A 24704-nucleotide genomic window follows, 5' to 3' on the forward strand; every position below is an offset into this window, starting at 1 on the left:
CCTACAGTGCCGAAACCGTCCCGCTGAAATGGCGCCGCCCGGAGCGTGGACTCCAGGCGACGAAGCTGGACTGTTTCCATGCCCCGGAACCTGTCTGTTCGGTGCCGATCTCCAGGGCCACCCGGGATGGCAGGAAGACCGGGGCTTCGAATTCCACGTCCCACGTGAACGAGTCACCCCGGGCGGGCCCCACATCTGCGAGCGCGCGGGACGCGAGGTACATGCCGTGCGCTATCGATCGCCGCATACCGAGGGCCTTGGCCGAGAGCACGCTGAGGTGGATGGGGTTGAAGTCCCCCGAAACAGCCGCATAGGCACGGCCCGTATCCACGCCCAGCAGCCACAGCGCCGTGGGGTCCGGTGCCGTGAAGTCAGGCCTGGGAGGGATGGCTGTGGGTTTGTCGATCCCCGGCAGGAAGACGCCCTTGGCCAGGTATGTCGAAACTCCGCGCCAATGGACCTCGCCGGAGCCGGCGCGCCGCACTTCCGCCACGACGTCCACCTGTGTCCCTGCACGGTGGCCGCGGAGGTTTTCCACCCGGGCGGCCATGTCAAGGATGTCGGTGAACAACAGCGGTGATCTTTGCTCAACGCTGTTGCGCAGGTGGATCATCCCCAGCAGGGGCAACGGGAAGTCGTCCCGGTTCATGACGCTCATGGCCAAAGGGAAGGCGATGGCGTGGATGAAGCCGGCGGGCAGGACGTCACTGGCCGTCTCGCCGATCAGGTGCTGGTAGGCCGTAAGGTTTTCCACCCCGACCGTGACGCCCTTGACTTCGTGGCTCTCCGCCGGGAGGACTACGGAGTCATGCGTTCCCAGGAGCCTGCGCCTTGCGGCCTGCGCGGCGGCGTTGACATAAAGCTTGGACAGCGAGGGCATTTCGGCCAGGACCACCGGTTGCTGGACCGTCATGCCCCCACCAGGTTTTGCCCGCATACCCGCAGCACCTCCCCGTTGATCCCGCCCGCGGCATCGCTGGCCAGGAATGCGATGGTCTCGGCGACGTCGGACGGCAGTCCGCCCTGCTGCAGCGAGTTCAGCCGGCGCGCCACCTCCCGGACGGCGAAGGGAATGCGGGCCGTCATTTCCGTTTCGATGAAGCCGGGAGCCACGGCATTGATGGTGCCGCCGCGGGACGCGAGCAGCGGGGCTGTGGCCCGCACCATCCCCATGACCCCTCCCTTGGACGCGGCGTAGTTGGTTTGTCCCCGGTTTCCGGCGATGCCGCTGGTGGAGGCCACTGAAACAATGCGCGGTGACTGCCGGAAGTGTTCGGAGGCCAGCAGGGCTTCGTTGATACGGAGCTGCGCGGCGATGTTGATGTTGATTACCGGGTTCCACCGGGCCTGGTCCATGTTGACCAACAGCTTGTCCCGCGTAACGCCTGCGTTGTGCACCACGATGTCCAGCCGCCCGTGCCGTTGAACGGCGTGGTCGATGATCCGCTGGCCGGCGTCGGCACCGGTGATGTCCAGCTGGAGCGCCGTGGCCCGCACCTCGTTGGCCACCGCGGCCAGTTGGTCCCCTGCGGCAGGAATATCAACCAGGACCAGGGTGGCGCCATCGCGGTGCAGCGTCCTGGCAATCTGGGCTCCGATGCCCCGGGCGGCTCCGGTGACGACGGCGACCTTGCCTGCCAAAGGCCGTTCCGGATCAGCGGGCAGGCTGCCGTCCTCCGAGGAGACGGTCAGGAACTGTCCGTCCACGAATGCCGACCGGCCGGAGAGGAAGAACCGCAGGGCGCCCAGGGCACTGGAACTGGTGGCGGTGGTGCCATCGGCCAGAACCACGCCGTTGCCGGTTGCGCCGGCCCGCAGTTCCTTGGCCAGGGACCGCAGGAAGCCATCCACCCCCTGCCGGGCTGCCGCAGCTTCGGGTGCGGACGCTTCCGACGCCGGGCGCGAAAGCGTGATGACCCGCCCGCCGGCGCGCAGGTCACGGAGGGAGCCTGCCGCCGCCAGCACAGGCTTTTCAAGGTCCGCCGGGTGCTCCAGCTCGTCCAGGACCAGGATGATGGCGCCCAGCTTTTCGGCGGGTACAGCATGCCTCCGGATGTCGAGGTCCCAGGACAGCAGCTCCGCGGCGAGCTTGTCCGCCCCCGGAGTGTTTCCCAGGACCACGACCGGTCCGGTGACCAATGGCTGGCCGGGCTGGTACCGGCGCAGCACCGCAGGTTGCGGAAGGCCGAGTTTCTTTGCCAGGCTGCGGCCCATGCTGCTGTTGACCAGTTGGGTGTATGTATCTGCCATGGCCGCCCCCTACAGAGATTCCAGGATGGCGACGACGCCCTGGCCGCCGGCCGCGCACACGGAGACCAGGCCCCGGGCCGGCTTCCCGGTGGCAGCAGACTTGGCATGGAGCATCTTGGCCAGCGTGCCGACGATGCGGCCACCGGTGGCGGCAAATGGGTGGCCTGCTGCGAGCGAGGACCCGTTGACGTTGAGGCGGGAACGGTCGACGCTGCCGAACGCACCGTCGAGGCCCAGGCGCGTGCGTCCGAACTCGTCGTCCTCCCATGCTGCCAGCGTGCTGAGCACTGTTGCGGCAAACGCCTCATGGATCTCGAAGAAATCGAAGTCGGCCAGCGTCAGCCCCTGCCGGGCCAGGAGCCTGGGCACTGCGAATACGGGCGCCATCAGCAGCCCGTCCTTGCCGTGGACGAAATCGACGGCGGCAGCCTCGGCGTCGACCACGGCTGCCAGCTTGGGCAGGTCGCGGGCATCTGCCCATTCATCCGACGCCAGCAGCACCGTGGACGCACCGTCTGTCAGCGGGGTGGAATTGCCCGCCGTCATGGTGGCATCGGCGCCAAGGCTGCGGCCGAAGACCGGCTTGAGGGATGCCAGTTTCTCCAGCGACGTGTCCGCCCGCAGGTTCCCGTCACGCGTCAGTCCCCGGTACGGGGTCATCAGGTCGTCAAAGAACCCGGAGTCGTACGCGGCGGCCAGGTTGTGGTGGCTGTTCAGTGCCAGCTCGTCCTGCGCTTCCCGGGAGATCTTCCACTGCGCGGTGGTCAGGGCCTGGTGCTCGCCCATGGACAGGCCGGTACGCGGCTCCGCTGTGCCCGGGGCCAAAGGCGCCAGGTCCTTGGGACGGAGCCGGCTGAGGATCTGGAGCCGCTGGGGAAGGGTTTTGGCCCGGTGAAGGTCCAGTACAACCTCGCGGAGCCCTTCACTGACCACCACGGGTGCGTCGGAGGCAGAATCCACGCCGCCGGCGATGGCCGAATCGATTTGCCCGAGCTTGATCTTGTTCGCCAGGCCCACCACGGTCTCCAGGCCCGTGGCACACGCCTGCTGGAGGTCGTACACGGGCGTTTCCGCCGAGAGTGCCGATCCCAGCACTGCCTCCCGGGTGAGGTTGAAGTCACGGGAGTGCTTCAGGACCGCGCCCGCCGCCACCTGCCCGATCCGTTCGTCCTGGAGCCCGAACCGCGCGATCAGGCCGTCGAGGGCCGCCGTCAGCATGTCCTGGTTGGATGACTTCGCGTAGGCTCCGCCTGCGCGGGCAAACGGGATCCTGTTGCCGCCAACGATCACCGCCCTGCGCGTTGCCGGAACGGCAGGCAGCGCGGATCCGCGTGCGGGGATGGACTGTCCTTCTGTGGACATGGAGGGCTCCTCTGGTCACAAGTGGTTACCGATACCCAGCGTACCTGATACGCTGGGTATCGTGAACCTCCAGGACACGCACTCCCCCTTGACCATCGAACTGCCGTCGCTGGCCAGCCCCGACGGGCGTTCGTCGCGCTGGCAGAGCCACCGGGAGGAGCGGCGCAGGGAACTTATCAAGCAGGCCCGGCGCGCGGTGCATGCCCTCGGCAGTGATGCCTCAATGGAGGACATCGCCACGGCAGCCGGGACATCGAAGTCCGTCTTCTACAGGTACTTCGGGGACAAGGCCGGGCTGCAGCAGGCCGTGGGCGAGGTAGTCCTCAGCCAGATGCAGCACCGCATCCAGGAGGCCGCGCAAAGTGCACTCACGCCCCGGGAGGGCCTGCTCGCGATGGTCTCGGCTTATCTCCAGATGGCCGCTACCAGCCCCAACGTCTATACCTTCGTCACCAGCTATGCCCCGGCTGATGCCGCCAACCCTCCGCACCCCGCCGCAGCAGGTGGACCGCTGGGGCCCTTCTTCGACGCCATCGCGGACATGATCGCCACTCCCATGCGGTCACACCTGGCGGACGTCAAGGAAACCGTCATCGGTTACTGGCCCAAGGCGGCGATCGGCCTGGTCCGGAACGCCGGCGAACAATGGCTCAGCACCCCGGGCTCCCCCACCAAACCAGACCAGGAGACCATGGCCCGCCAGATCACGGCATGGCTGTGCGTGGGCATCGTCCCCGAACTCACCCCCGCTTTACCGACCACCAAGTTATCCGCCAAAGAAGGACTGTGACATGACTGACGTAGTGGACCGCCCCGCGCGCAAGGGCCTCCGCCCCGCCGCAACCCCCGCCGCCAAGCCCTCGGACGAAAGCCCTGCGCCCGCCGTCGACATCGAGGCGCTGGGCAGGCAACTCCTGGGCAAATGGGCCGATGTCAGGCTCCAGGCACGGGACCTGGCCGGCCGGCCCGAACTGCACAAGATCGAGGGCCTGACGCACACCGAACACCGCGCCCGCGTCTTCGGACAACTCAAGTACCTCGTGGACAATGAAGCCGTGCACCGCGCCTTCCCCTCGGAGCTGGGGGGATCCGACGACCATGGCGGCAACATCGCCGGCTTCGAGGAACTGGTGGTGGCGGACCCGTCCCTGCAGATCAAGGCCGGTGTCCAGTGGGGACTCTTCGGATCCGCCGTGATGCACCTGGGGACCGCAGAACACCACACCAAGTGGCTGCCCGGAATCATGAGCCTGGAAATTCCCGGTTGCTTCGCCATGACGGAGACCGGCCACGGCTCGGATGTGGCCAGCATCGCCACCACCGCAACCTACGATCCCGGCACCGAAGAGTTCATCATCAACACCCCGTTCCGCGCCGCCTGGAAGGACTACATCGGCAACGCGGCCAACGACGGCCTCGGCGCCGTCGTGTTCGCCCAGCTGGTCACCCGCGGCGTGAACCATGGCGTCCACGCCTTCTATGTGGACCTCCGGGATCCGGACACCAAGGAATTCCTGCCCGGAATCGGCGGGGAGGACGACGGCGTCAAGGGCGGCCTGAACGGCATCGACAACGGCCGGCTGCACTTCGACAACGTCCGCGTCCCCCGGACCAACCTCCTGAACCGGTACGGCAACGTCGACGCGGAAGGAACCTACACCTCCCCCATCGCCAGCCCCGGCCGGCGCTTCTTCACCATGCTGGGCACCCTGGTCCAGGGCCGCGTATCCCTGGACGGCGCCGCCGTGGCCGCCTCCAAGGTCGCGCTGAAAGCCGCCATCCAGTACGCCACCGAACGCCGCCAGTTCAACGCTTCCTCGCACACGGAGGAAGAAGTGCTGCTCGACTACCAGCGGCACCAGCGGCGCCTGTTCACCCGCCTGGCCACCACTTACGCGGCCGGCTTTGCGCACGAGCAGCTGCTGCAGAAGTTCGACGACGTCTTCTCCGGCGCCCACGACACCGACGCAGACCGCCAGGACCTGGAAACCCTGGCCGCAGCGCTGAAGCCCCTCAGCACCTGGCACGCCCTGGACACCCTCCAGGAATGCCGCGAAGCCTGCGGCGGTGCCGGCTTCCTGATCGAAAACAGGTTCGCCTCGCTGCGCGCCGACCTGGACGTGTATGTCACCTTCGAGGGAGACAACACCGTACTGCTCCAGTTGGTGGCCAAGCGCCTGCTGGCCGACTACGCCAAGGAGTTCAGGAATGTGGACTTCGGCGTGCTGGCCCGGTACGTAGTGAACCAGGCCGCCGGCGCCGCTGTGCACCGCACTGGCCTGCGCCAGGTGGCCCAGTTCATGGCGGACACGGGGTCGGTCCAGAAGGCCGCGATCGCGCTCCGCGACGAGGAAGGCCAGCGCGCCCTGCTCACGGATCGGGTACAGACCATGGTGGCTGAGGCCGGCGCTGCCTTGAAGGGCAGCAAGCGCCTGCCGCAGGACCAAGGCGCTGCATTGTTCAACCGGCACCAGAATGAACTCATCGACGCCGCCCAGGCGCACGCTGAACTGCTGCAGTGGGAGGCGTTCACGGAGGCTCTCCGGGAGGTGGAAGATCCGGGAACCAGGACGGTGCTCACCTGGCTGCGTGACCTCTTTGGCCTGTCCCTGATTGAGAAGAACCTGTCCTGGTACCTCATGAACGGCAGGCTATCCATGCAGCGTGCCCGCACGGTGGGCGGTTACATCAACAGGCTGGTGGAAAAGATCCGCCCACATGCCCTCGATCTGGTGGAGGCCTTCGGGTACGGCGGGGAGCACGTCCGGGCGGCCATCGCCACGGGCGCCGAAATGAGCCGCCAGGACGAGGCGCGTGCGCACTTCCGCAGCGAGCGGGCCAGCGGGCAGGCTCCGGTGGACGAGAAAGTCCTGATCGCCAGGACCACCGGCCGGAAGGCCTGACCCCGGCGGACACCACGAACAAGGCAAACAACGACGGCGCCGCTCCCCTGGCAAAGGGGAGCGGCGCCGTCGTTGTGCCTACTGCCGGGACGCTCAGGCTCCGGCAGGCAGCACCGAGCGGTACACCTCAAGGGTGGTTTCCGTGATCGATTCCCACGAGAAGTGCTTCTCGGCGCGCTCGCGGCCTGCCTGCCCCATGGCCCGGGCGCGTGCGGGATCGGATACCACTTCGGTCAGGGCGGCCGCGAACTCCGCAACGAACTTCTCCGGGTCCAGGGGCGTCCCGGTGCCATCGGTGACCTGTTCCAGGTCCACCAGCAGCCCGGTCTCACCGTGCTGGACCACCTCGGGGATGCCGCCGGTGGCGCTGGCCACCACTGCGGCGCCGCAAGCCATCGCTTCAAGGTTCACGATGCCGAGCGGCTCGTAGATGGAGGGGCAGGCAAAGGCCGTTGCATGGCTGAGGACCTGGATCAGTTCGTGGCGCGGCAGCATCCGTTCAATCAGCACCACGCCGGTGCGCTGCTTCTGCAGCTCCTCGATGAGTGCCGCTGTTTCCGCAGCCAGTTCCGGAGTGTCCGCCGCGCCGAGGCACAGCACCAGCTGGACATCGGCGGGCAGTTTCGCTGCCGCCCGCAGGAGGTAGGGAACGCCCTTCTGCCGTGTGTTTCTTCCCACAAAGACGACGCTTGGCTTGGCCGGGTCGATGCCCAGGGCACGGACGGCGTCGTCGTTTTCATCACGCTGCCAGAGGGCCACGTCGATCCCGTTGTGGACCACGCGGACCTTGTCCGGGTCAACGTCAGGGTAGCTGCGCAGGATGTCCTGGCGCATGCCCTCGGACACGGCGATGATCGCCGCCGCCGCTTCGTACGCCGTCTTCTCCACCCAGGAGGAGAGGGCGTAGCCGCCGCCGAGCTGCTCGGCTTTCCAGGGCCGGAGCGGCTCAAGGCTGTGGGCGCTGAGAACGTGCGGAATTCCGTGCAGCAGCGAGGCCAGGTGCCCGGCCATGTTGGCGTACCAGGTATGCGAATGGACCAGGTCCGCGCCCTGCACGTCCGGCACAATGCGCAGGTCCACGCCAAGGGTCTGCACCGCCGCGTTGGCCGCGCCGAGGTCCTCCGGGACCTGGTAGGACGTCACGGTGGCGCCGTGGTAGTCGGCGTCCCGGGGGGCCCCGAATGCACGAACCTGCAGGTCAACGTGCTTACTAAGCACCCTGCTCAACTCGGCTACGTGCACCCCGGCGCCACCGTAGATCTCCGGCGGAAACTCTTTAGTCACAATGTCTATTCGCACAAGACCCAAGGTAGTCGTTCACGCATAACTGTTCTAGTGTGAAGGAGTCCGGGCCTACCGGACTGTCTTGGGGAGTTACGAAGGCGTACAGGAGCGACCATTATGCCGTTGACCAAAAAAGTCCTGGCCATTGTCCTCGCAGGTGGCGAGGGAAACAGACTGATGCCACTGACGGCAGACCGCGCAAAGCCCGCGGTGCCTTTCGCGGGCAGCTACCGCCTTATCGATTTTGCGATTTCCAACCTGGTGAATTCGCGTTACCTGCAGATTGTGGTCCTTACCCAATACAAATCCCACAGCCTCGACCGGCATATTTCCGAAGCATGGCGGATGTCCACGCAGCTCGGCAACTACGTCGCCTCCGTCCCCGCACAGCAGCGCGTCGGCAAGAGCTGGTTCCTGGGCAGCGCCAACGCCATCTACCAATCCCTGAACCTGATCCATGATGCCAACCCCGACATCGTCGTCGTGGTGGGCGCGGACCACGTGTACCGCATGGACTTCGCCCAAATGGTGGACCAGCACGTCCGCAGCGGCGCCAAAGCCACGGTCGCGGCCGTCCGGCAGCCGCTTCACATGGCTGACCAGTTCGGCGTGATCGAAGTGGATCAAAACGACGCCCAAAAGATCGCCGCCTTCGTGGAGAAGCCCTCGAGCACCCCCGGGCTTGCCGCCGACCCTTCACAGTTCCTGGCTTCCATGGGCAACTACGTGTTCGACGCCGACGCCCTGGTGGCCGCGCTGCACGTGGACGCCGAGCGCCTTGACACCAAGCACGACATGGGCGGGGACATCATCCCCTACTTCGTCAACAGGGGCGAGGCCGGAGTCTACGACTTCACCCTCAACGACATCCCCGGTTCCACGGAGCGCGACCGCACCTACTGGCGTGATGTGGGCACCATCGACTCCTTCTACGACGCCCACATGGACCTGATTTCACCGTTGCCGGTGTTCAACCTCTACAACTCCGAGTGGCCCATCTACACCCGGCAGAGCATTTCCCCGCCCGCCAAGTTCGTCCGGGGCAAGAACAACACCGTGGGCACGGCGCTGGACTCCATCGTGGCCAACGGGGTGGTGATTTCCGGCGGCGTCGTGGAGGGCTCCGTGCTGTCCAACGACGTCTATGTAGCAACCAGCGGCCGGGTGATCGATTCCGTGCTGATGGACAAGGTGCAGGTGGGTGAAGGGGCAGTGATCAACCGCGCCATCCTGGACAAGAACGTCAAGGTCCCCGCCGGAGCCGCCATCGGCCTGGACCCCGAGCTGGACCGGTCGCGCGGATTCAAGGTGACAGAGTCCGGCATCACGGTCCTCGCCAAGGGCCAGGAAGTTCCGGAGCCCGGTGAGCAGGAACGGCAGCTCGCCGCGAGCCACCTCAGCGTCCTGCCCAACGCCATCAAAGCGGCGGCAGAGCAGTACCCGGACGTCCGTGAGGCAGCCGACAAGGTGGCCGGCACCCACGCCGCCGCAGCGGCGGAGGCCGCTCCAGCCGCGCGGCTTCGCTGACCCGCCACGCACGACCTCCCACGGCATCCCGCAGGCCGGGGCACCAGAGATGGTGCCCCGGCCTGCGGCGTACGCTGTAAAATTTTCCCAATGAGCTCCCCCGATCTGACCCCTGAGGACATCCAGGCCTGCCTCAAGGTCCTGAACACCATCCACGCGTATGACGAGGAGCACCCGGACTACATCTCGGTGCGCCGCGCCACGGGGAAGATGTTCAAGGCCGTCAAGCGCCACCGCAGGGTAACCAAGCGCGATTCCATCGCCGAGGCTGACCGCGCCGTGATTGCCCAGACCGCCACCGCGGCCCCGGACCGGATCGATGACGAAACCCGCGGCAACAAGCTGGCTACCTCAGCCACCGGGAACATCGCGGGACACCTTATCCGGTCGCGCCCCTGCTACATCTGCAAGCAGCATTACACCCAGGTGGACGCCTTCTACCACCAGCTTTGCCCGGAATGCGCTGCGTTCAGCCACAGCAAGCGCGATGCCCGGACCGACCTCACCGGTCGGCGGGCCCTGCTCACCGGAGGACGGGCCAAGATCGGCATGTACATCGCCCTCCGGCTGCTGCGCGACGGTGCGCACACCACCATCACCACCCGGTTCCCGAAGGATGCGGCACGTCGCTTCGCCGCCATGGAAGACAGCGGCGAGTGGCTGCACCGGCTCCGGATCGTGGGCATCGACCTGCGCGATCCTGCCCAGGTCATGGCCCTGACCGATTCCCTCGACCAGGCCGGTCCGCTGGACATCATCATCAATAATGCGGCCCAGACCGTGCGCCGATCCGGCAACGCCTACAAGCCACTGGTGGACGCCGAGGAGGAACCGCTTCCGGCGGCACTGGACCAGGTCAATGGCGGCCCTGAACTGTTGACCTTCGGCCATGCCCATGACAAGCACCCGCTGGCACTGGCGGGCAGCGTCACCGACCACCCCGTCCTTGCCGGCGATGCCGTCACGTCCCTGGCGCTGTCCACCGGATCTGCCTCGCTGGAGCGGATCGCTTCGGGGACCGCCATCGACGCCGGCGGCCTGGTCCCGGACCTTGCCACCATCAACAGCTGGACGCAGGTGGTGGACGAGGTGGATCCCCTGGAAATGCTTGAGGTCCAGCTTTGCAACGTCACCGCACCGTTCCTGCTGGTCAGCAGGCTCCGCGGCGCCATGCAGCGGTCCACGGCGCGGCGCAAATACATTGTGAACGTCTCGGCCATGGAGGGGCAGTTCTCCCGCGCGTACAAGGGCCCCGGGCACCCGCACACCAATATGGCCAAGGCGGCGCTGAACATGATGACCCGCACCAGCGCCCAGGAGATGCTGGATACCGACGGCATCCTGATGACTGCCGTGGACACCGGCTGGATCACTGACGAGCGCCCGCACTTCACCAAGGTCCGACTCATGGAGGAAGGCTTCCACGCACCCCTGGACCTGGTGGACGGCGCGGCCCGCGTCTATGATCCGATCGTCATGGGTGAAAACGGTGAGGACCAGTACGGGGTCTTCATGAAGGATTACAAGCCCAGTCCCTGGTGATGCGGGGTATGCTCACGGCATGAGCAACGAGTCATCCTCCTCCCAAGTGCAGAAACTTGAACACCACGAATGCTGGGCGCTGCTGCGGACTGTGTCCGTAGGAAGGCTGGCGGTCCTCGTCGAGGGCAGGCCGGACATCTTCCCGGTCAACTTCACGGTGGACGGCGGCACCCTGGTCTTCAGGACGGCCCAGGGAACCAAACTGTCGGCTGCCTCCGGCGATGCCCCCGTGGCGGTAGAGGCGGACGGCGTGGACCCTGACACGGGCCTGGCGTGGAGCGTGGTGATCAAGGGCACCGCTGCCCTGGTCAAGGCCACCGAGGAAGTGCTGGAGACCTCCCGCCTGTACCTCTTCCCCTGGCAGGCCGGGCGCAAGGACGCGTTCGTCCGCATCACCCCGGACAGCGTCACGGGCCGCCGCTTCAAGGTAACGGACCCGATGACGTGGTGGACCCAGATCAGCGGTTCCGCCAAAGCATCCCAGGAATAGGCCGACGGCGGGTTCCCCGGCCAGGAGGCCGGGGAACCCCAGGCGTCAGGCGAGCTGGGTGATCTCCACGCTGACCTTCAAGGCCGAGCCGCCGCCCCCGGACAGGATGCCCTTCAGCGGGGGGACGTCGCGGTAGTCGCGGCCCCTGGCCACGGTGACATGGAAGTCGCCGGCAGGTTTGTGGTTGGTGGGGTCCCAGCTGCGCCAGTCCCCGTCCCACCATTCCAGCCAGGCATGCGATTGCCCGGCAACGGTCTCACCGATCCCGGCGCTGGAGCGGGGATGCAGGTAGCCGGAGACATAGCGGGCCGGAATGCCGCAGCTGCGCAGCGCGCCGATGGCCAGGTGTGCCAAGTCCTGGCACACCCCCTGGCGCTGGCCCCAGGCTTCCTCCGCGTTGGTGGTGACGGCGGTGGAGCCGGACATGTAGGTCATCTCCCCGCGCATCCAGGCAAACACGGCCATGGCGGCCTCATGCGGGTTCTTTCCTGCCACGACGCCCGGGATGATGCCCAGGACTTCTTCACCGGGCCCGCTCAGCCGGGACTGGGGCAGCCAGTCGCTGAATGCATCGAGTGTTTCCGGGGACGCCAGCTGGTCCCAGCCCACAATGTCCGCCTCGGCAGGAATCTTCTCCGCCCTGTGCACTTCAACGGTGATGTTGGAAACCACCTCGAGGTTTTCGTGCGGCATCTGCATGTCGAAGGCCGTGACCCGGGTGCCCCAGTAGTCGCGGTAGGTGCTTACTGCCGCCTGCGACGGAGAGACCTTCACCACGGACTCCAGCACCACCTGCTGCGAATCCGTCAGCGGTGTCATCCTGGCCTCGTTGTAGGACAGCGTCACCCGCTTGTTGTACTTGTAGGCCGTCCTGTGGACGATGCTCAACCGGGTCATGACACTTCTCCCACCCAGGCAAGTTCGTCCGCCTGATTGAAGTACTTACGGGAAATGGCGTCCGAGGCCTGGGACACGGCCTTCTGCACGCGTTCCATGTGTTCGGGCAGTTCGGACATGAGGTCGTCAGTGCGGTGGAACTCGAGGAAGGTGCGGGCCTGCCCCACGATGCGGCGCGCATCGTTGATGAAGCCCACGCGCTGGGCGGAGGGGTCCAGCTTGGCGAGGCACTCGTCCGCATCCCGCAGCGCGTAAACGATGGACCGGGGGAACAGCCGGTCCAGGAGCAGGAACTCGGCGGCGTGCTGGTCGCCAAAAGCTGCCCGCCGGGTCCGCAAAAACGATTCATAGGCGCCGGCGCAGCGGAGCATGTTCACCCACGACATGCCGGCAGAGAGCACATCCCGGGTGGAAAGCATCCGTGCCGTCATGTCCGCGCGCTCCAGCGAACGCCCCAGCACCAGGAAGAGCCAGCTCTCGTCGTGGCTCACGGTGGTGTCGGCAAGCCCGCTGACCATCGCGGTACGCTCCAGGGTCCAGTTGCAGAACCGGTAGGTGCCCACCACGTCCTTCCGGTGCTGGCTCAGCCCGTAGTACGTGGTGTTCAGGCTTTCCCACAGCCCGGAGGACACGGTCTCGCGTGCACGGCGGGCGTTCTCGCGGGCAGCCCCCAGTGAACCGGCGATCGAGGTGGCGCTGGTCTTGTCGTACGCCAGGGCGTGAAGGAGTTCCGGGAGGCCGAAATCCTCGCTCTGCGGCTTGGCTCCCATGACGGCCAGGAGTTCCTGCGCCACGCTCTTGCGTTCCTCCATGGGGAGGTGGTTGAGGCGTTCCAGGTGGACATCCAGGATGCGGGCGGTACCGTCGGCCCGCTCCACATACCGGCCAATCCAAAACAGGGACTCGGCAATACGGCTAAGCATTCGCGGCTACCTCCTGCGCGCCCGGAACGATATCTAAGAAATGTGCGACGCCGGCCACGCCTTCACGTGCCGGCCTCACTGCTGCTGCTCCGACTGGCGGTCGCGCCAGTTGCTTTCCACCGGCCATACCGAGACCCGTTCGCGGACCGTGACGGACTGGCGGGGCACGGTTTCCACCGGCATCTGCGGCGAGTCGGCAAGGACCCACGTGTCCTTGGATCCGCCGCCCTGGCTGGAGTTCACGATCAGCGACCCTTCCTTCAGCGCAACGCGGGTCAGGCCGCCCGGGAGCACCCAGACGTCGTCGCCGTCGTTCACCGCAAAGGGCCGCAGGTCCACGTGGCGGGGGCCGAACTTGTCACCGCCAAGGGTGGGAACGGTGGAGAGCTGCAGCACCGGCTGGGCGATCCAGCCGCGGGGATCGGAGATGATCCGCTGGCGGAGGGCGTCCAGTTCGTCCCGGGAGGCATCCGGACCGATGACCAGGCCCTTGCCGCCGGAGCCGTCCACCGGCTTGACCACCAGTTCCGCGAGGTTGTCCAGGGTGTACTCCCGGGCTTCCTTCTCCTCGAGGCGGTAGGTGTCCACGTTGGCGATGATGGGCTCCTCGCTGAGGTAGTAGCGGATCAGGTCAGGCACGTAACTGTAAACCAGTTTGTCGTCGGCCACGCCATTGCCTACTGCGTTGGCGATCGTGACGCCGCCGGCACGGGCAGCGTTGACCAGGCCGGGGCAGCCGAGCATCGAGTCGGAACGGAACTGCAGCGGGTCCAGGAAGTCATCGTCGATGCGCTTGTAGATCACATCCACCCGCTGCTCGCCGGCCGTCGTCCGCATGTACACGCGGTTTCCACGGCAGATCAGGTCCCGGCCCTCCACCAGCTCAACACCCATGAGGCCGGCCAGGAGGGTGTGCTCGAAATAGGCGCTGTTGAAGACGCCGGGGGTCAGGACGACGACGGTGGGATCGTCCACGCCGGCGGGCGCGGTTTTGCGCAGGGCCGAGAGCAGTCGGCGGGGGTATTCCTCCACGGGCCGGATGAGCTGCTGGCCGAACGCTTCGGGCAGGCCCTTGGCCATGGCGCGCCGGTTCTCCAGCACGTAGCTGACGCCGGACGGAACGCGGACGTTGTCTTCCAGGACCCGGAAGGTGCCGGCTGCGTCGCGGACCACGTCGATGCCGGAGATATGCACCCGAACCCCGCCGGCCGGTTCGAACCCGTGGACCTGCCGGTGGAAGTGGGCGCTGGTGGTCACGAGCTGGCGGGGAATCACGCCGTCGGACACCACGGTCATCTTGTCGTAGACGTCGTTCAGGAATGCTTCCAGGGCACGGACGCGCTGGGCCACCCCGCGTTCCAGGACATCCCACTCCGCCGCGGGGATGACCCTGGGCACGATGTCGAGCGGGAAAGGCCGCTCCTCGCCCGCGTAGTCGAACGTGACACCGCGGTCCAGGAAGGTGCGGGCCATGGAGTCCGCGCGTGCGCTGACGTCCGCCAGGGAGAGCTTCCGGAGGGCCTCGGCCACCTGCCCGTACGAGTCCCTGGCCTGTTGCCCCGGGGCGAACATCTCGTCGTACGCTCCGGTGCGGCCCGCGGCCTCGGAGTAATCCTGGAATAGGTCTGACATGTCCAATAGCCAACCATCTTTTTGTTTCGAGTTCATTACTGCCATCCATTCTGGCGTGTTGTCGCCGGCAGTCCGGTTGGTACTTTACTGGCCTCGTCGGGCACAGTAGGTGAGTGCCAGTCAGCAGAAGCCTCCCCGAGCCGGGCCACGGCCGTTTCCGGCCCGCGGCGGCGCGGCTGGCTCCGGGCCTGCTGACGGCGGCGGCTGCCGTTACGGTGGCGTTCCTGGTGCACGGGCTCGTGCCGGCATTGCCTGCGATGACCCTGGCTGTGGTCCTTGGCGTCCTTGCCGCCAACCTGCCCGGCACGGCGGGCTGGACCGGGGGCCGCGCCCGCGCAGGACTCGACTTCGCCGGCAAGCACCTGATGCGCGGCGGGATCGTGCTGCTGGGGCTGAAAGTCAGCATCATGGACGTCCTTGACCTGGGGTGGCTGGCCCTTATCCTGATCGTGGCCGTCGTGGCGGCGAGTTTCGGGGGCACGTATGCCATCTCCCGCCTGTTCCGCCTCCCGCCCGTGACGTCGCTGCTGGTGGCCACCGGGTTCTCCATCTGCGGCGCATCAGCTATCGGTGCCGTGGCCGCCGTCCGCCGGATCCGGCATGCGGAAACAGTCCTGCCAGTGGCCCTGGTGACGCTTTGCGGCACACTTGCCATCGGTGTCCTGCCCCTCATCGCCCACCCCCTGGGGCTGACGGCCACGGTCTTCGGGGCCTGGACCGGGGCGTCGGTCCACGACGTGGGCCAGGTGGTGGCCACAGCACAAACTGCAGGGGCTGGCGCACTGGCGATCGCCGTCGTCGTCAAGCTCACCCGCGTGCTGCTGCTGGCACCTGTCGCCGCAATCGCCGGCGTGCACCACAGGAGTGGTGAACGGGCCCTGGGTGCAGCCAACGGCACCACCTCCAAAATGCCGCCGGTGGTGCCGCTGTTCGTGCTGGGTTTTGTGGCGATGGTGGCCCTGCGCTCCTCCGGCTGGCTGGCTCCTGCCTGGCTGGAGATCGGGGCCATGCTGCAGGACGTCCTCCTGGGGGCGGCCCTGTTCGGACTGGGATCGGCGGTGCGGATCCGCACGCTGCTGCATACGGGAGGCCAGGCGCTCCTGGCTGCGCTGGCGTCCTGGCTCCTGATTGCCGTACTTGGCCTGGCGGCCGCCTTCCTGATCGCGGGCTGAGTGGACGCACCGGCAGCGTGATTAGATAGCCGGGTGTCACATGAGAATCTGAAGCGCAGCGAAGCCGCCGAACGTTCAGCCCGGATCAGCACCACCAGCTACGACGTCTCGCTCGATGTGCGGCAGGCAGCAGATCCGGCCGTTCCCGGCTACCCCAGCCGCAGTGTCATCACCTTTACCGCCGAACCCGGCAGCAGCACCTTCCTGGACTTCATCGGCAGCAGCGTCCACAGCGTCCTCCTCAACGGCAAGAGCCTGCAGGTCGGGGACGTGGTGGAGGGCGCACGGATCAGGCTGGACAACCTCGGGGCCCAGAACCAGGTGACCGTTACCGGCACCGCCCTCTACAGCCGCTCCGGTGAAGGCATGCACCGGTTCGTTGACCCCGCCGACGGCCAAACCTACCTGTACACCCAGTACGAGCCGGCTGACGCGCGACGGGTCTTCGCCAACTTCGAACAGCCGGACCTGAAGGCAACCTACACCTTCCACGTGATGGCTCCGGCGGAGTGGAAAGTGGCCTCCAACGGCGCCGAGGTGGCCCGGACCCCGCTGACCAGCGATCCAGCGACTGCCTGCTGGGACTTCGCCACCACCCTGCCGATGTCCACCTACATCACCAGCATCCTGGCCGGGCCCTACTTCAGGGCGGAGGACCGCTGGCAGGCAACGCTCGACGACGGCACGCACCTGGACGTCCCGCTGGCGCTCTACTGCCGGGCCTCCATGGCGGAATCCTTCGACACGGAAGAGCTTTTTGCCCTCACGAAGAAGGGCCTGGACTTCTTCAACCGCCTTTTCGATCTCCCGTACCCGTGGGGCAAGTATGACCAGGCGTTCGTCCCCGAATACAACCTGGGTGCCATGGAGAATCCCGGGTTGGTGACGTTCACCGAGAGCTACGTGTTCACCTCCCGGGCCACCGATGCCCAGTACCAGGCACGCGCGAATACCCTGATGCACGAGATGGCGCATATGTGGTTCGGCGACCTGGTGACCATGCAATGGTGGGATGATCTCTGGCTGAAGGAATCCTTCGCTGACTACATGGGAACCCTGGCCGTGGACCGGGCAACCGACTGGGACACGGCCTGGGTCAACTTCGCCAACAAGCGCAAGGCGTGGGCCTACGTCCAGGACCAGCTGCCCACCACCCACCCCATCGTTGCGGACATTCCCGATCTTGAAGCGGCGAAGCAGAACTTCGACGGCATCACCTACGCCAAAGGCGCATCCGTGCTGAAGCAGCTGGTGGCCTATGTGGGGTTCGACGCGTTCATCGCAGGCTCCCGGGAGTACTTCCGCAAGCACGCCTACGGAAACACGACGCTCCAGGACTTGCTGGCGGCCCTGGGCGCGGCCTCAGGCCGCGACCTGTCCGGTTGGGCCCGGCAGTGGCTGCAGACCTCGGGGATTTCCACGCTGTCGGTTGACATTGCTCCGCAGGGCGCGGCAGCGGACGACGACGGCGTCCTGGGACAAGTGGCGATCGTCCAGGAGGCGGTGGACCCTGTTACGGGACGGGATGAGCTGCGCCCGCACCGCCTCCGCGTCGGTTCCTACGACTTTGACGGTTCCGGCGCGCTGGTGAAGACCGCGAGCCTGGAGACCGATGTTATTGGCGGGCGGACCGGACTCCCCCAGCTTGCAGGGCAGCCACGGCCGGCGCTCCTGCTGGTCAATGACGATGACCTGGCGTACGCCAAGGTGAGGCTCGACCCGGTATCCGAGGCCACCGTCCGGGGGTCGCTGGACCGGATTTCCGACCCGATGGCGCGCGCCCTGTGCTGGACGGCCCTGTGGAACTCCGCCCGCGACGGCGAAAGCCCTGCGGCCCAGTATGTCGACGCCGTGGCCGCCTTCGCACCGGCCGAGACCGGCATCGGCGTCCTGCTGAACATCCTGGACAACGCCGCCACCGCCATTGAGCGTTACACCGCCGCCGCCGCCAGGTCCTCGGTGCGGTCAACCTTCGTGTCCGCGGCCGCCGCGGAACTGGACCGGGCCGCCCCGGGATCGGACGCACAGCTGGCCTGGGCCCGCACCCTTGCCGCCCTGGGCAGGCATGACAGCGCCGTGCTCCCCCGGCTCCGCGGCCTGCTCGACGGCTCGGCGCCGGTGGCGGGCCTGGCCGTGGACGCCGACCTGCGCTGGCAGCTGTGGCACGCGCTGGCCGCCCACGGGGAGGCCACTGCTGCCGAGCTCGACGCCGAGCTGGCGCGGGACACCACGGCATCGGGCCGGGCAGGCCATGCAACGGCGATGGCGGCCCGTCCGGAGGCTGCCGTCAAGGATGCGGCGTGGAACGCGGCGGTGCATGGAAATGAGCTGTCCAACCAGCTCCTCACGGCCACCATCAGCGGCTTCACCACCGCGCCGCCCGAATTGCTGGCGCGCTATGTGGAGCCGTACTTTGAGTGCCTGCGGACTGTGTGGGACTCGCGGAGCATCGAGATCGCCAGCCGGATTGTCCGGGGCCTTTACCCTGCAGCCCAGGACCTTGGGGTCACCATGCAGCCCGCAGAACATTTGGTGGTCCGGCGGACAGACGCCTGGCTGGACGCTAACCCGGACGCCCCACGGGCGCTGCGCCGGATCGTCGTCGAGCAGCGCAGCCACCTGCTGCGGGCACTCACGGCCCAGGCCGCCGTCGGTCCCCACCGGCCCCAGGCCGCGCCGGCGCACTGACGCTGCGGCTCACTGCGCCGGGGCTGTCCCTGCGCAGTGAGCCCGGCTGTCACTCCACCACTGGGTCAAGGAACGCCGTGGTTTAGGGAACGCGGTGGAGCCACTCCTCCGTGCCGAATTTGGCGGCCACACGGTCCTCGGCCGCTGCCAGCTCGTGTCCCGCCAGCGTTGACGGCGTGGCCCCGTAACGCTCGCTGAAGACCTCAATCATGGCCTCAATGATGGCTGTGCGGGCCAGGCCGGTCTGGCGGCGGAGCGGATCCACCCGCTTCTTGGCGCTTCGGGTGCCCTTATCCGAGAGCTTCTCCTTGCCGATCCGGAGGACCTCCACCATCTTGTCGGCGTCGATGTCGTAGCTCATGGTGACGTGGTGCAGCATGCCGCCGTTGGCCAGCCGCTTCTGCGCGGCGCCGCCGATCTTTCCCTGGTCCGTGGCGATGTCATTCAGCGGGATGTAGAACGCGTTGATGCCCAGCCGTTCCAGCGCCGCCATGACCCAGGCGTCAAGGAACGGGTAGGAATCAGCGAAGCTCAGTCCATCCACGAGCGTCTGGGGCAGGTAGAGCGAGTAGGTAATGCAGTTGCCGGCCTCCATGAACATCGCTCCACCGCCGCTGATCCGCCGCACCACGTTGATACCGTGCCTGGCCACACCCTGGGGATCCACCTCGTTCTGCACAGACTGGAAGCTTCCGATGACTACCGACGGTTCCTGCCAGTCCCAGAACCGCAGGGTGGGTGTGCGCTCCCCCGCTCCGACGGCCTCGGTGAGCACCTCGTCCAGGGCAACGTTAATTTCAGTGGGAAGCACGGTGGGCGCGATGACGTTCCACTCGTGGTCTTGCCAGGAGGTGGCCTTGGCCAGTGCACGGCGGACGGTCACGGCCACGGCGTCCGCGGAGAAGCCGAAAAGCACGGCTGCGGCCGGCAGGGCCGCTGTGACGGCCGCAGCGAGGTCTTTGGCTGGGGTGGTGTCCGGGAGCCCGGTCAGCGCCCGGTTGATGTCCGCCAGGGCCTCGTCAGGTTCCAGGAAGAAGTCCCCGCTGACGGAGACGTCCGCCAGGGCCCCGTCCACCACTGCCAGGTCCACCACCACCAGTTTGCCGCCGGGAACCTTGTACTCCCCGTGCAGGCGCTGGTTGTTGTGGGCATTATCGGCAGGAAATCCGGGCTCGCTCATGCTTCCCATCCTGCCCCAGAAAGCGGGTGCGCGGTTAACGCAGGAGGCCCGCACCGTTTCCGGTGCGGGCCTCCTGCCAACAAGCTTGGGCGAAGGGAATTACTTCTTGCCGCCGAAGCCCTTGAAGCGAGCGTTGAAGCGCTCGACGCGGCCTGCAGAGTCCATGATGCGCTGCTTGCCCGTGTAGAACGGGTGGGACTCGGAAGAGATTTCGACGTCGATGACCGGGTAGGTGTTGCCGTCTTCCCACTCGATGGTCTTGTTGGAAGACACGGTGGAGCGGGTCAGGAACTTGGTGCCGGAGGCCAGGTCGTTGAAGACAACAGCTTCGTACTTCGGGTGGGTATCAGACTTCATAATGGGACCTTTGTTCGCGCAACTGGATTTTGCCAGCTGCCAGGTATGAATGGGATGGCTGCGATCTGTCGCATCAGCCGAAGCCGAAAAAGCAGGACAACCAGCTATCAATCATAGCCGATGCCGGTGGGGCTGACGAACCAGTCCCATCCGCGGCATCCGCCGCCCCGCAGGTCAGCCCCGGGCGCGCAACTCCCAGAAGGCGACGGCCGAGGCAGCCGCAACGTTCAGTGAATCCACACCGTTCCGCATCGGGATTTTGACAGCGAGGTCGACGGCGGCGAGAGTCTCCGGGCTCATGCCGGCACCTTCGGTGCCAAGCACCAGGGCGAGCTTGTCCACGTTGCGGGAGGCGACGGCGTCGACATCTTCTGCGTCCGGCGTCAGTTCCAGCGCCGCGACGGTGAAGCCGTGGTCCTTGAGCACCTGGAGGTCACCGGGCCAGTCCTGCAGGCGGGCCCAGCGAACCTGGAACACGGTCCCCATGCTGACCCGGACGCTGCGGCGGTACAGCGGGTCGCCACAGCGCGGCGAAACCAGCACAGCATCGATGTCCAGCGCCGCCGCAGAGCGGAAAATGGCACCCACATTGGTGTGGTCCACGATGTCCTCCAGCACAGCCACGCGGCGCGCCCCGGCGAGAAGGTCCGGCAGCGGCACCGGGGCCGGGCGATGCATGGCCGCCATGGCGCCGCGGTGCAGGTGGAACCCGGTGATTTCCTCCAGGAGGGCGGCCGGGCCGATGAACGCCGGGACGTCCGGGTACGCCTGGAAGACATCCTCAAGGTCCGCCATCCACTTCTCCGCGAGGAAGAAGGACCGGGGCTGGTGGCCGGCCGCCAGGGCCCGGCGAAGGACCCGCGAGGATTCGGCAATGTACATGCCCTCGGCCGGTTCCCGGAGCTTGCGCAGGTGCACGTCCGTCAGGGTGGTGTAATCGCTGACCCGGGGGTCCGCGGCGGATTCGAGGTAGTGGAAGGTCACCGGGAGATTATTTCAGCAGGTTGGCGATCATGACGGCGAGGGCCACGATGCCCAGGCTGAAGATCACGGCGCGCAGGACCCGCGGCGAAAGCTTCCGGCCTACCTTTGAACCAGCCAGGCCGCCGATGGTGGAACTGATGGCGATCAGCAGCACCACGAGCCAGTTGACGCGGTCGAAGGCGAACAACAGGTAGGAGATGGCGGCCACCATGTTCACGCCGAGGACCAGGATGTTCTTCATGGCGTTGGCGTTCTGGATGGTGCCGGTGAGGAACACGCCCAGGATCCCGACCAGGAGGATTCCCTGCGCCGCGACGAAGTAGCCTCCGTAGACACCGGCCAGGTAGACCAGGACCACCAGGAGGAACCCGTGGCGTTTGTCCCGGACTGCGTGTTCGGGGTTGGCCTCGCGGTTGCGCACCCAGTCCTGGAGCCGCGGCTGGAACACCACCATCAGCAGGGCCAGGACCAGGAGGACCGGGGCGACGTAGTGGAAAACCTTCTCCGGCAGGTGCAGCAGGAGCCAGGCGCCGGTGACGCCGCCCAGGACCGAGGCGGGCAGGAGCCGCAGCACCTGCCGTCCCCGGCCAGCCAGCTCGCGGCGGTAGCCGAAGGCCCCGGCGCCCGTTCCGAAGACCAGGCCCATGGCATTGCTCATGGAGGCGGTCACCGGAGCCACGCCCAGGGCGATGAGTACCGGGAAGGTGACCAGGGTGCCGGATCCCACCACCGCGTTGATGGTGCCGGCCCACAGGCCGGCGATGAACACAATGATGCTGCTGAAGAGTTCCAAGATAGTAGCGCAGGCCTCGTCTAGCGGCGTGCTGTGGCCGTGTAGCGTCCCGCGTTCTCGGAGACATCCAAGGGAAGCCCGAAGGTGGTGCTCAGGTGCTCTTCCGTCAGGACCTCGGTGATGGGTCCGGCAGCCACCACGCCGCCGTCGCGCAGCAGCATGGCATGGGTGAAGCCGGGCGGGACCTCTTCAAGGTGGTGCGTGACCAGGACCATGGCCGGAGCCGAGTCGTCCCGGGCCAGCTCGCCCAGCTTGTGGACCAGTTCCTCGCGGCCGCCCAGGTCCAGCCCGGCGCCGGGCTCATCCAGCAGCAGCAGTTCGGGGTCGGTCATGAGGGCCCGGGCGATCTGGACGCGCTTGCGCTCGCCTTCGGACAGGGTGGCGAACGTCCTGTTGAGCAGCGGGCCCATGCCCCAGTCGTTCAGGAGCCGGAAGGCGCGCCGTTCGTCGTCGCGCTCGTAGCCTTCCCGCCAGCGGCCGGTGACGCCGTAGGCGGCCGTGACCACGACGTTGAGGACGTTCTCGTGTTCCGGGATCTGGGTGGCAAGTGCAGCCGAGGAAAGCCCGATGCGGGGGCGAAGTTCGAAGACGTCGGTACGGCCCAGCGTTTCGTCGAGGATTCCGGCTTTGCCGCTGCTGGGGTGCAGGCGGGCCGCCGCGATCTGGAGGAGGGTGGTCTTTCCGGCGCCGTTGGGTCCCAGGATGACCCAGCGTTCGCCTTCGTTGACCTGCCAGTCGACCTTGTCCAGCAGGGTCTTTTTACCTCGGACAACGCTGACGGAGTCCAGTTCCAGAACATCACTCATAGGAGTAGACACTAGGACAAAAAAGAAGATGACTGATAACCGGTGTCAAGGTCCCCTGAGGGCCCGGCGCGGGCAGCCCCGCAACGAATTCCAGTCGCCCAGTCGGCGCTGGCTAAGATTGCAGGCATGACTTCGAACGTGACTGCGGTCAGCTATGGCCTCAATGTGACCCCCGCCGGGCTGGAGCAGCTGCGTTCCGTCCTTGCCGCACACGGCGCGGACGTCCTGTCCGAATCCTCCGCCGGTGACAGCCGTTACGGGGTCCAGGTCCTTGACCTGGCCCTTCCGGATGCCACCGCCGCCGGCCTGGCCGCCCTCCGGCAGGCCGTGGCGGATGCCGCAACCAATGAATTCGACACTGCGCTTGTCCCGGCCGGGCTCCGCTCCGCGGCCCGAAAGCTGCTGATCATGGATGTGGACTCCACCCTGATCCAGCAGGAGGTCATCGAACTCCTTGCCGCGTACGCCGGCAAGCGCGAGGAGGTGGCGGCCGTCACGGAAGCCGCCATGCGCGGCGAACTCGACTTTGCCCAAAGCCTCCACGCCCGGGTTGCCGTGCTCGCGGGACTGCCCGCCGACGTCGTCCAATCCGTCCGCAGGGAAGTGAAGCTCAGCGAAGGTGCCGATCGGCTTGTGGCCGCCTTCAAAGCCGCCGGCCATACAGTGGCTGTGGTGTCAGGCGGCTTCAACCAGATCCTTGAGCCGATCGCCGGGGACCTGGGCCTTGACTACTGGCAGGCCAATGAGTTGGAGATCGTCGACGGCGCGCTGACCGGCAAGGTGCTGGGCGCGGTGGTGGACAGGGCAGCCAAGGAAAAATACCTGCGGGAATGGGCTGCGGCCGGGGGCATTGCGCTTGAACACACCATCGCCGTGGGCGACGGCGCGAACGACCTGGATATGCTCGGCGCAGCCGGAATAGGCGTGGCCTTCAACGCCAAGCCCGCTGTCCGCGCCGTGGCGGACGCAGCCCTGAACATGCCATACCTGGACGCCGTCCGCCACATCGCCGGGGTCTGACGCTCCTATAACCGCGAGATGGCAGTTCGGGCGGTGTTCGACGTGAACATTGCCGCGAACTGCCATCTCGCGTGGGGGCAGAGCCTAGCTGGAAGCTTCTGCGCTCTTGCCGAAGTAGTCCGCTCCGCCGGCGTACTCGGTGTGTCCGGATTCCACGTCGGCCGTAGCCATCCCGGCCACAACCTGCGCGAACTCCTCCACCGAGTACAGCTTGCCGGCCTCCGCGCGGCGGGCTTCGATGGCACCCGGGGTGGAACGGTCCAGGAGCGTGGCGGTGACGGTGCCTTCGATCATGTCGCCGGAAACCACCACGAGGGAGATGCCTTTGTCGGCCAGGTTGGGGATCAGGTCCCGCAGGGCGTCCTCGCCGGCGCGCTTGCTGCGGGCCACCGGCTCGTAGGCCGGCATAGTGGGGACGGTGTTGATGAAGTGGGCCTGGTGGCTGGTCACGAAGACCACGCGCGAGCCTTCCTTCATCAGGGGCACGGCGGCGTTGAGCATGTTCACCTGCGCGTCGCGGTTAAGCTTGAGCGCGTAGTCCTCCCCCATCCCGGTTTCCATGCCGCCGGACGCGTTCAGGACCAGGAGGTCCAGGGAGCCGAAGTTCTCCATGGCGGCGCTGGCCAGGGCCTGCACCCCTTCCTGGGTGGTGAGGTCCGCCCCGACGGCGACGGCGCGGCCACCGGCGGCTTCGATGCCCTGCACCACTTTGTTGGCACGCGGGGCCTTTTGGCGGTAGTTGACCACGACGGCGGCGCCCTCCGAAGCGAGGATCCTCGCTACGTCGGCGCCAATGCCCCGCGATGATCCGGTGACGATCGCCGTCTTGTTGTCGAGCAGTCCCATACGAGCTTCCTTTGTTCGAAACATCTAAATAGTTGTGGTCTGCAGTCC

General features: G+C 66.8%; 21 protein-coding genes. 8 read left to right on the forward strand and 13 right to left on the reverse strand.

The annotated features are described in order from the left end of the window. Window position 1: 1 nt before the first annotated feature. The 3 genes from NIBR502771_RS15030 to NIBR502771_RS15040 are packed head-to-tail and all read right to left on the reverse strand — an operon-like array spanning window position 2 to window position 3612. Complete coding sequence (locus NIBR502771_RS15030; RefSeq protein ID WP_141160453.1) at window positions 2–913, reverse strand: MaoC/PaaZ C-terminal domain-containing protein; 912 nt, start codon at window positions 911–913, stop codon at window positions 2–4. Then, a complete protein-coding gene (locus NIBR502771_RS15035; RefSeq protein ID WP_141160454.1) occupies window positions 910–2250 on the reverse strand; it encodes a 3-oxoacyl-ACP reductase in 1341 nt (446 codons plus the stop codon). Before NIBR502771_RS15035 ends, NIBR502771_RS15030 begins: the two co-directional genes overlap by 4 nt. A 9-nt stretch (window positions 2251–2259) precedes the next feature. Continuing rightward, on the reverse strand, window positions 2260–3612 hold the full coding sequence (locus NIBR502771_RS15040) for an acetyl-CoA C-acetyltransferase (RefSeq protein WP_141160455.1): 1353 nt from the start codon (window positions 3610–3612) through the stop codon (window positions 2260–2262). Window positions 3613–3673: 61 nt separating this feature from the next. On the opposite strand from NIBR502771_RS15040, the gene NIBR502771_RS15045 reads away from it, so the two are divergent. Continuing rightward, entirely contained in the window at window positions 3674–4402 is a 729-nt protein-coding gene (locus NIBR502771_RS15045) for a TetR/AcrR family transcriptional regulator (RefSeq protein ID WP_371706602.1), read from the forward strand. A 1-nt stretch (window position 4403) separates the two neighbouring features. Then, window positions 4404–6515 (forward strand): acyl-CoA dehydrogenase, encoded by a 2112-nt coding sequence (locus tag NIBR502771_RS15050; RefSeq protein ID WP_141160456.1) that lies wholly within the window; start codon window positions 4404–4406, stop codon window positions 6513–6515. A gap of 93 nt (window positions 6516–6608) precedes the next feature. On the opposite strand, the gene glgA is transcribed toward NIBR502771_RS15050, so the two are convergent. Further along, entirely contained in the window at window positions 6609–7814 is a 1206-nt protein-coding gene (gene glgA, locus NIBR502771_RS15055) for a glycogen synthase (RefSeq protein WP_141160457.1), read from the reverse strand. Window positions 7815–7916: 102 nt separating this feature from the next. Here glgA and glgC point away from each other — a divergent pair, with 102 nt between their 5' ends. The 3 genes from glgC to NIBR502771_RS15070 all read left to right on the forward strand — a co-directional run bounded on the left by glgC (window position 7917) and on the right by NIBR502771_RS15070 (window position 11358). Beyond that, window positions 7917–9326, forward strand: a complete 1410-nt coding sequence (glgC, locus tag NIBR502771_RS15060) for a glucose-1-phosphate adenylyltransferase (RefSeq protein ID WP_141160458.1) — start codon at window positions 7917–7919, stop codon at window positions 9324–9326. 90 nt (window positions 9327–9416) lie between these two features. Next, window positions 9417–10868 carry an SDR family NAD(P)-dependent oxidoreductase gene (locus tag NIBR502771_RS15065; protein ID WP_141160459.1) on the forward strand — a complete coding sequence of 484 codons (1452 nt, stop codon included), beginning with the start codon at window positions 9417–9419 and terminating at the stop codon, window positions 10866–10868. Between the two features lie 19 nt (window positions 10869–10887). Continuing rightward, a complete protein-coding gene (locus NIBR502771_RS15070) occupies window positions 10888–11358 on the forward strand; it encodes a pyridoxamine 5'-phosphate oxidase family protein (RefSeq protein ID WP_168223141.1) in 471 nt (156 codons plus the stop codon). Window positions 11359–11403: 45 nt separating this feature from the next. Here NIBR502771_RS15070 and NIBR502771_RS15075 read toward each other — a convergent pair whose 3' ends face one another. From NIBR502771_RS15075 to NIBR502771_RS15085, 3 genes are all read right to left on the reverse strand, one after another. Next, window positions 11404–12255 carry a transglutaminase family protein gene (locus tag NIBR502771_RS15075; protein WP_141160460.1) on the reverse strand — a complete coding sequence of 284 codons (852 nt, stop codon included), beginning with the start codon at window positions 12253–12255 and terminating at the stop codon, window positions 11404–11406. Next, a complete protein-coding gene (locus NIBR502771_RS15080) occupies window positions 12252–13178 on the reverse strand; it encodes an alpha-E domain-containing protein (RefSeq protein WP_141160461.1) in 927 nt (308 codons plus the stop codon). Before NIBR502771_RS15080 ends, NIBR502771_RS15075 begins: the two co-directional genes overlap by 4 nt. Window positions 13179–13253: 75 nt before the next feature. After that, window positions 13254–14810 (reverse strand): circularly permuted type 2 ATP-grasp protein, encoded by a 1557-nt coding sequence (locus NIBR502771_RS15085; RefSeq protein WP_141160462.1) that lies wholly within the window; start codon window positions 14808–14810, stop codon window positions 13254–13256. 113 nt (window positions 14811–14923) lie between these two features. Between NIBR502771_RS15085 and NIBR502771_RS15090 the strand changes: the two genes are divergently transcribed. After that, window positions 14924–15982: a YeiH family protein gene (locus NIBR502771_RS15090; RefSeq protein ID WP_141160463.1), complete on the forward strand. Its 1059-nt coding sequence runs from the start codon at window positions 14924–14926 to the stop codon at window positions 15980–15982. Between the two features lie 33 nt (window positions 15983–16015). Beyond that, window positions 16016–18670, forward strand: a complete 2655-nt coding sequence (gene pepN, locus NIBR502771_RS15095) for an aminopeptidase N (protein WP_141160464.1) — start codon at window positions 16016–16018, stop codon at window positions 18668–18670. A gap of 82 nt (window positions 18671–18752) precedes the next feature. Here pepN and NIBR502771_RS15100 read toward each other — a convergent pair whose 3' ends face one another. The 5 genes from NIBR502771_RS15100 to NIBR502771_RS15120 form a co-directional block, all read right to left on the reverse strand. Then, window positions 18753–19850, reverse strand: a complete 1098-nt coding sequence (locus tag NIBR502771_RS15100) for a biotin/lipoate A/B protein ligase family protein (RefSeq protein WP_210411229.1) — start codon at window positions 19848–19850, stop codon at window positions 18753–18755. Between the two features lie 99 nt (window positions 19851–19949). Continuing rightward, window positions 19950–20207, reverse strand: coding sequence for a type B 50S ribosomal protein L31 (locus NIBR502771_RS15105; RefSeq protein WP_018771158.1), 258 nt, complete (start codon window positions 20205–20207; stop codon window positions 19950–19952). Window positions 20208–20381: 174 nt separating this feature from the next. After that, a complete protein-coding gene (locus NIBR502771_RS15110) occupies window positions 20382–21191 on the reverse strand; it encodes an RNA methyltransferase (RefSeq protein WP_141160466.1) in 810 nt (269 codons plus the stop codon). Window positions 21192–21198: 7 nt separating this feature from the next. Beyond that, on the reverse strand, window positions 21199–21984 hold the full coding sequence (locus NIBR502771_RS15115; protein ID WP_141160467.1) for a sulfite exporter TauE/SafE family protein: 786 nt from the start codon (window positions 21982–21984) through the stop codon (window positions 21199–21201). Between the two features lie 20 nt (window positions 21985–22004). Next, the gene (locus NIBR502771_RS15120) at window positions 22005–22790 is read right to left on the reverse strand and encodes an ABC transporter ATP-binding protein (protein ID WP_141160468.1); all 786 of its coding nucleotides are present in this window, start codon (window positions 22788–22790) and stop codon (window positions 22005–22007) included. Window positions 22791–22916: 126 nt separating this feature from the next. Here NIBR502771_RS15120 and serB point away from each other — a divergent pair, with 126 nt between their 5' ends. Further along, window positions 22917–23810 (forward strand): phosphoserine phosphatase SerB, encoded by an 894-nt coding sequence (gene serB, locus NIBR502771_RS15125; RefSeq protein ID WP_141160469.1) that lies wholly within the window; start codon window positions 22917–22919, stop codon window positions 23808–23810. Between the two features lie 84 nt (window positions 23811–23894). Here the strand turns inward: serB and NIBR502771_RS15130 are convergent, their stop codons facing one another. Then, a complete protein-coding gene (locus NIBR502771_RS15130) occupies window positions 23895–24656 on the reverse strand; it encodes an SDR family oxidoreductase (protein WP_141160470.1) in 762 nt (253 codons plus the stop codon). Window positions 24657–24704: the final 48 nt, after the last annotated feature.

Source organism: Pseudarthrobacter sp. NIBRBAC000502771, from assembly GCF_006517215.1.
Classification (GTDB): domain Bacteria; phylum Actinomycetota; class Actinomycetes; order Actinomycetales; family Micrococcaceae; genus Arthrobacter; species Arthrobacter niigatensis.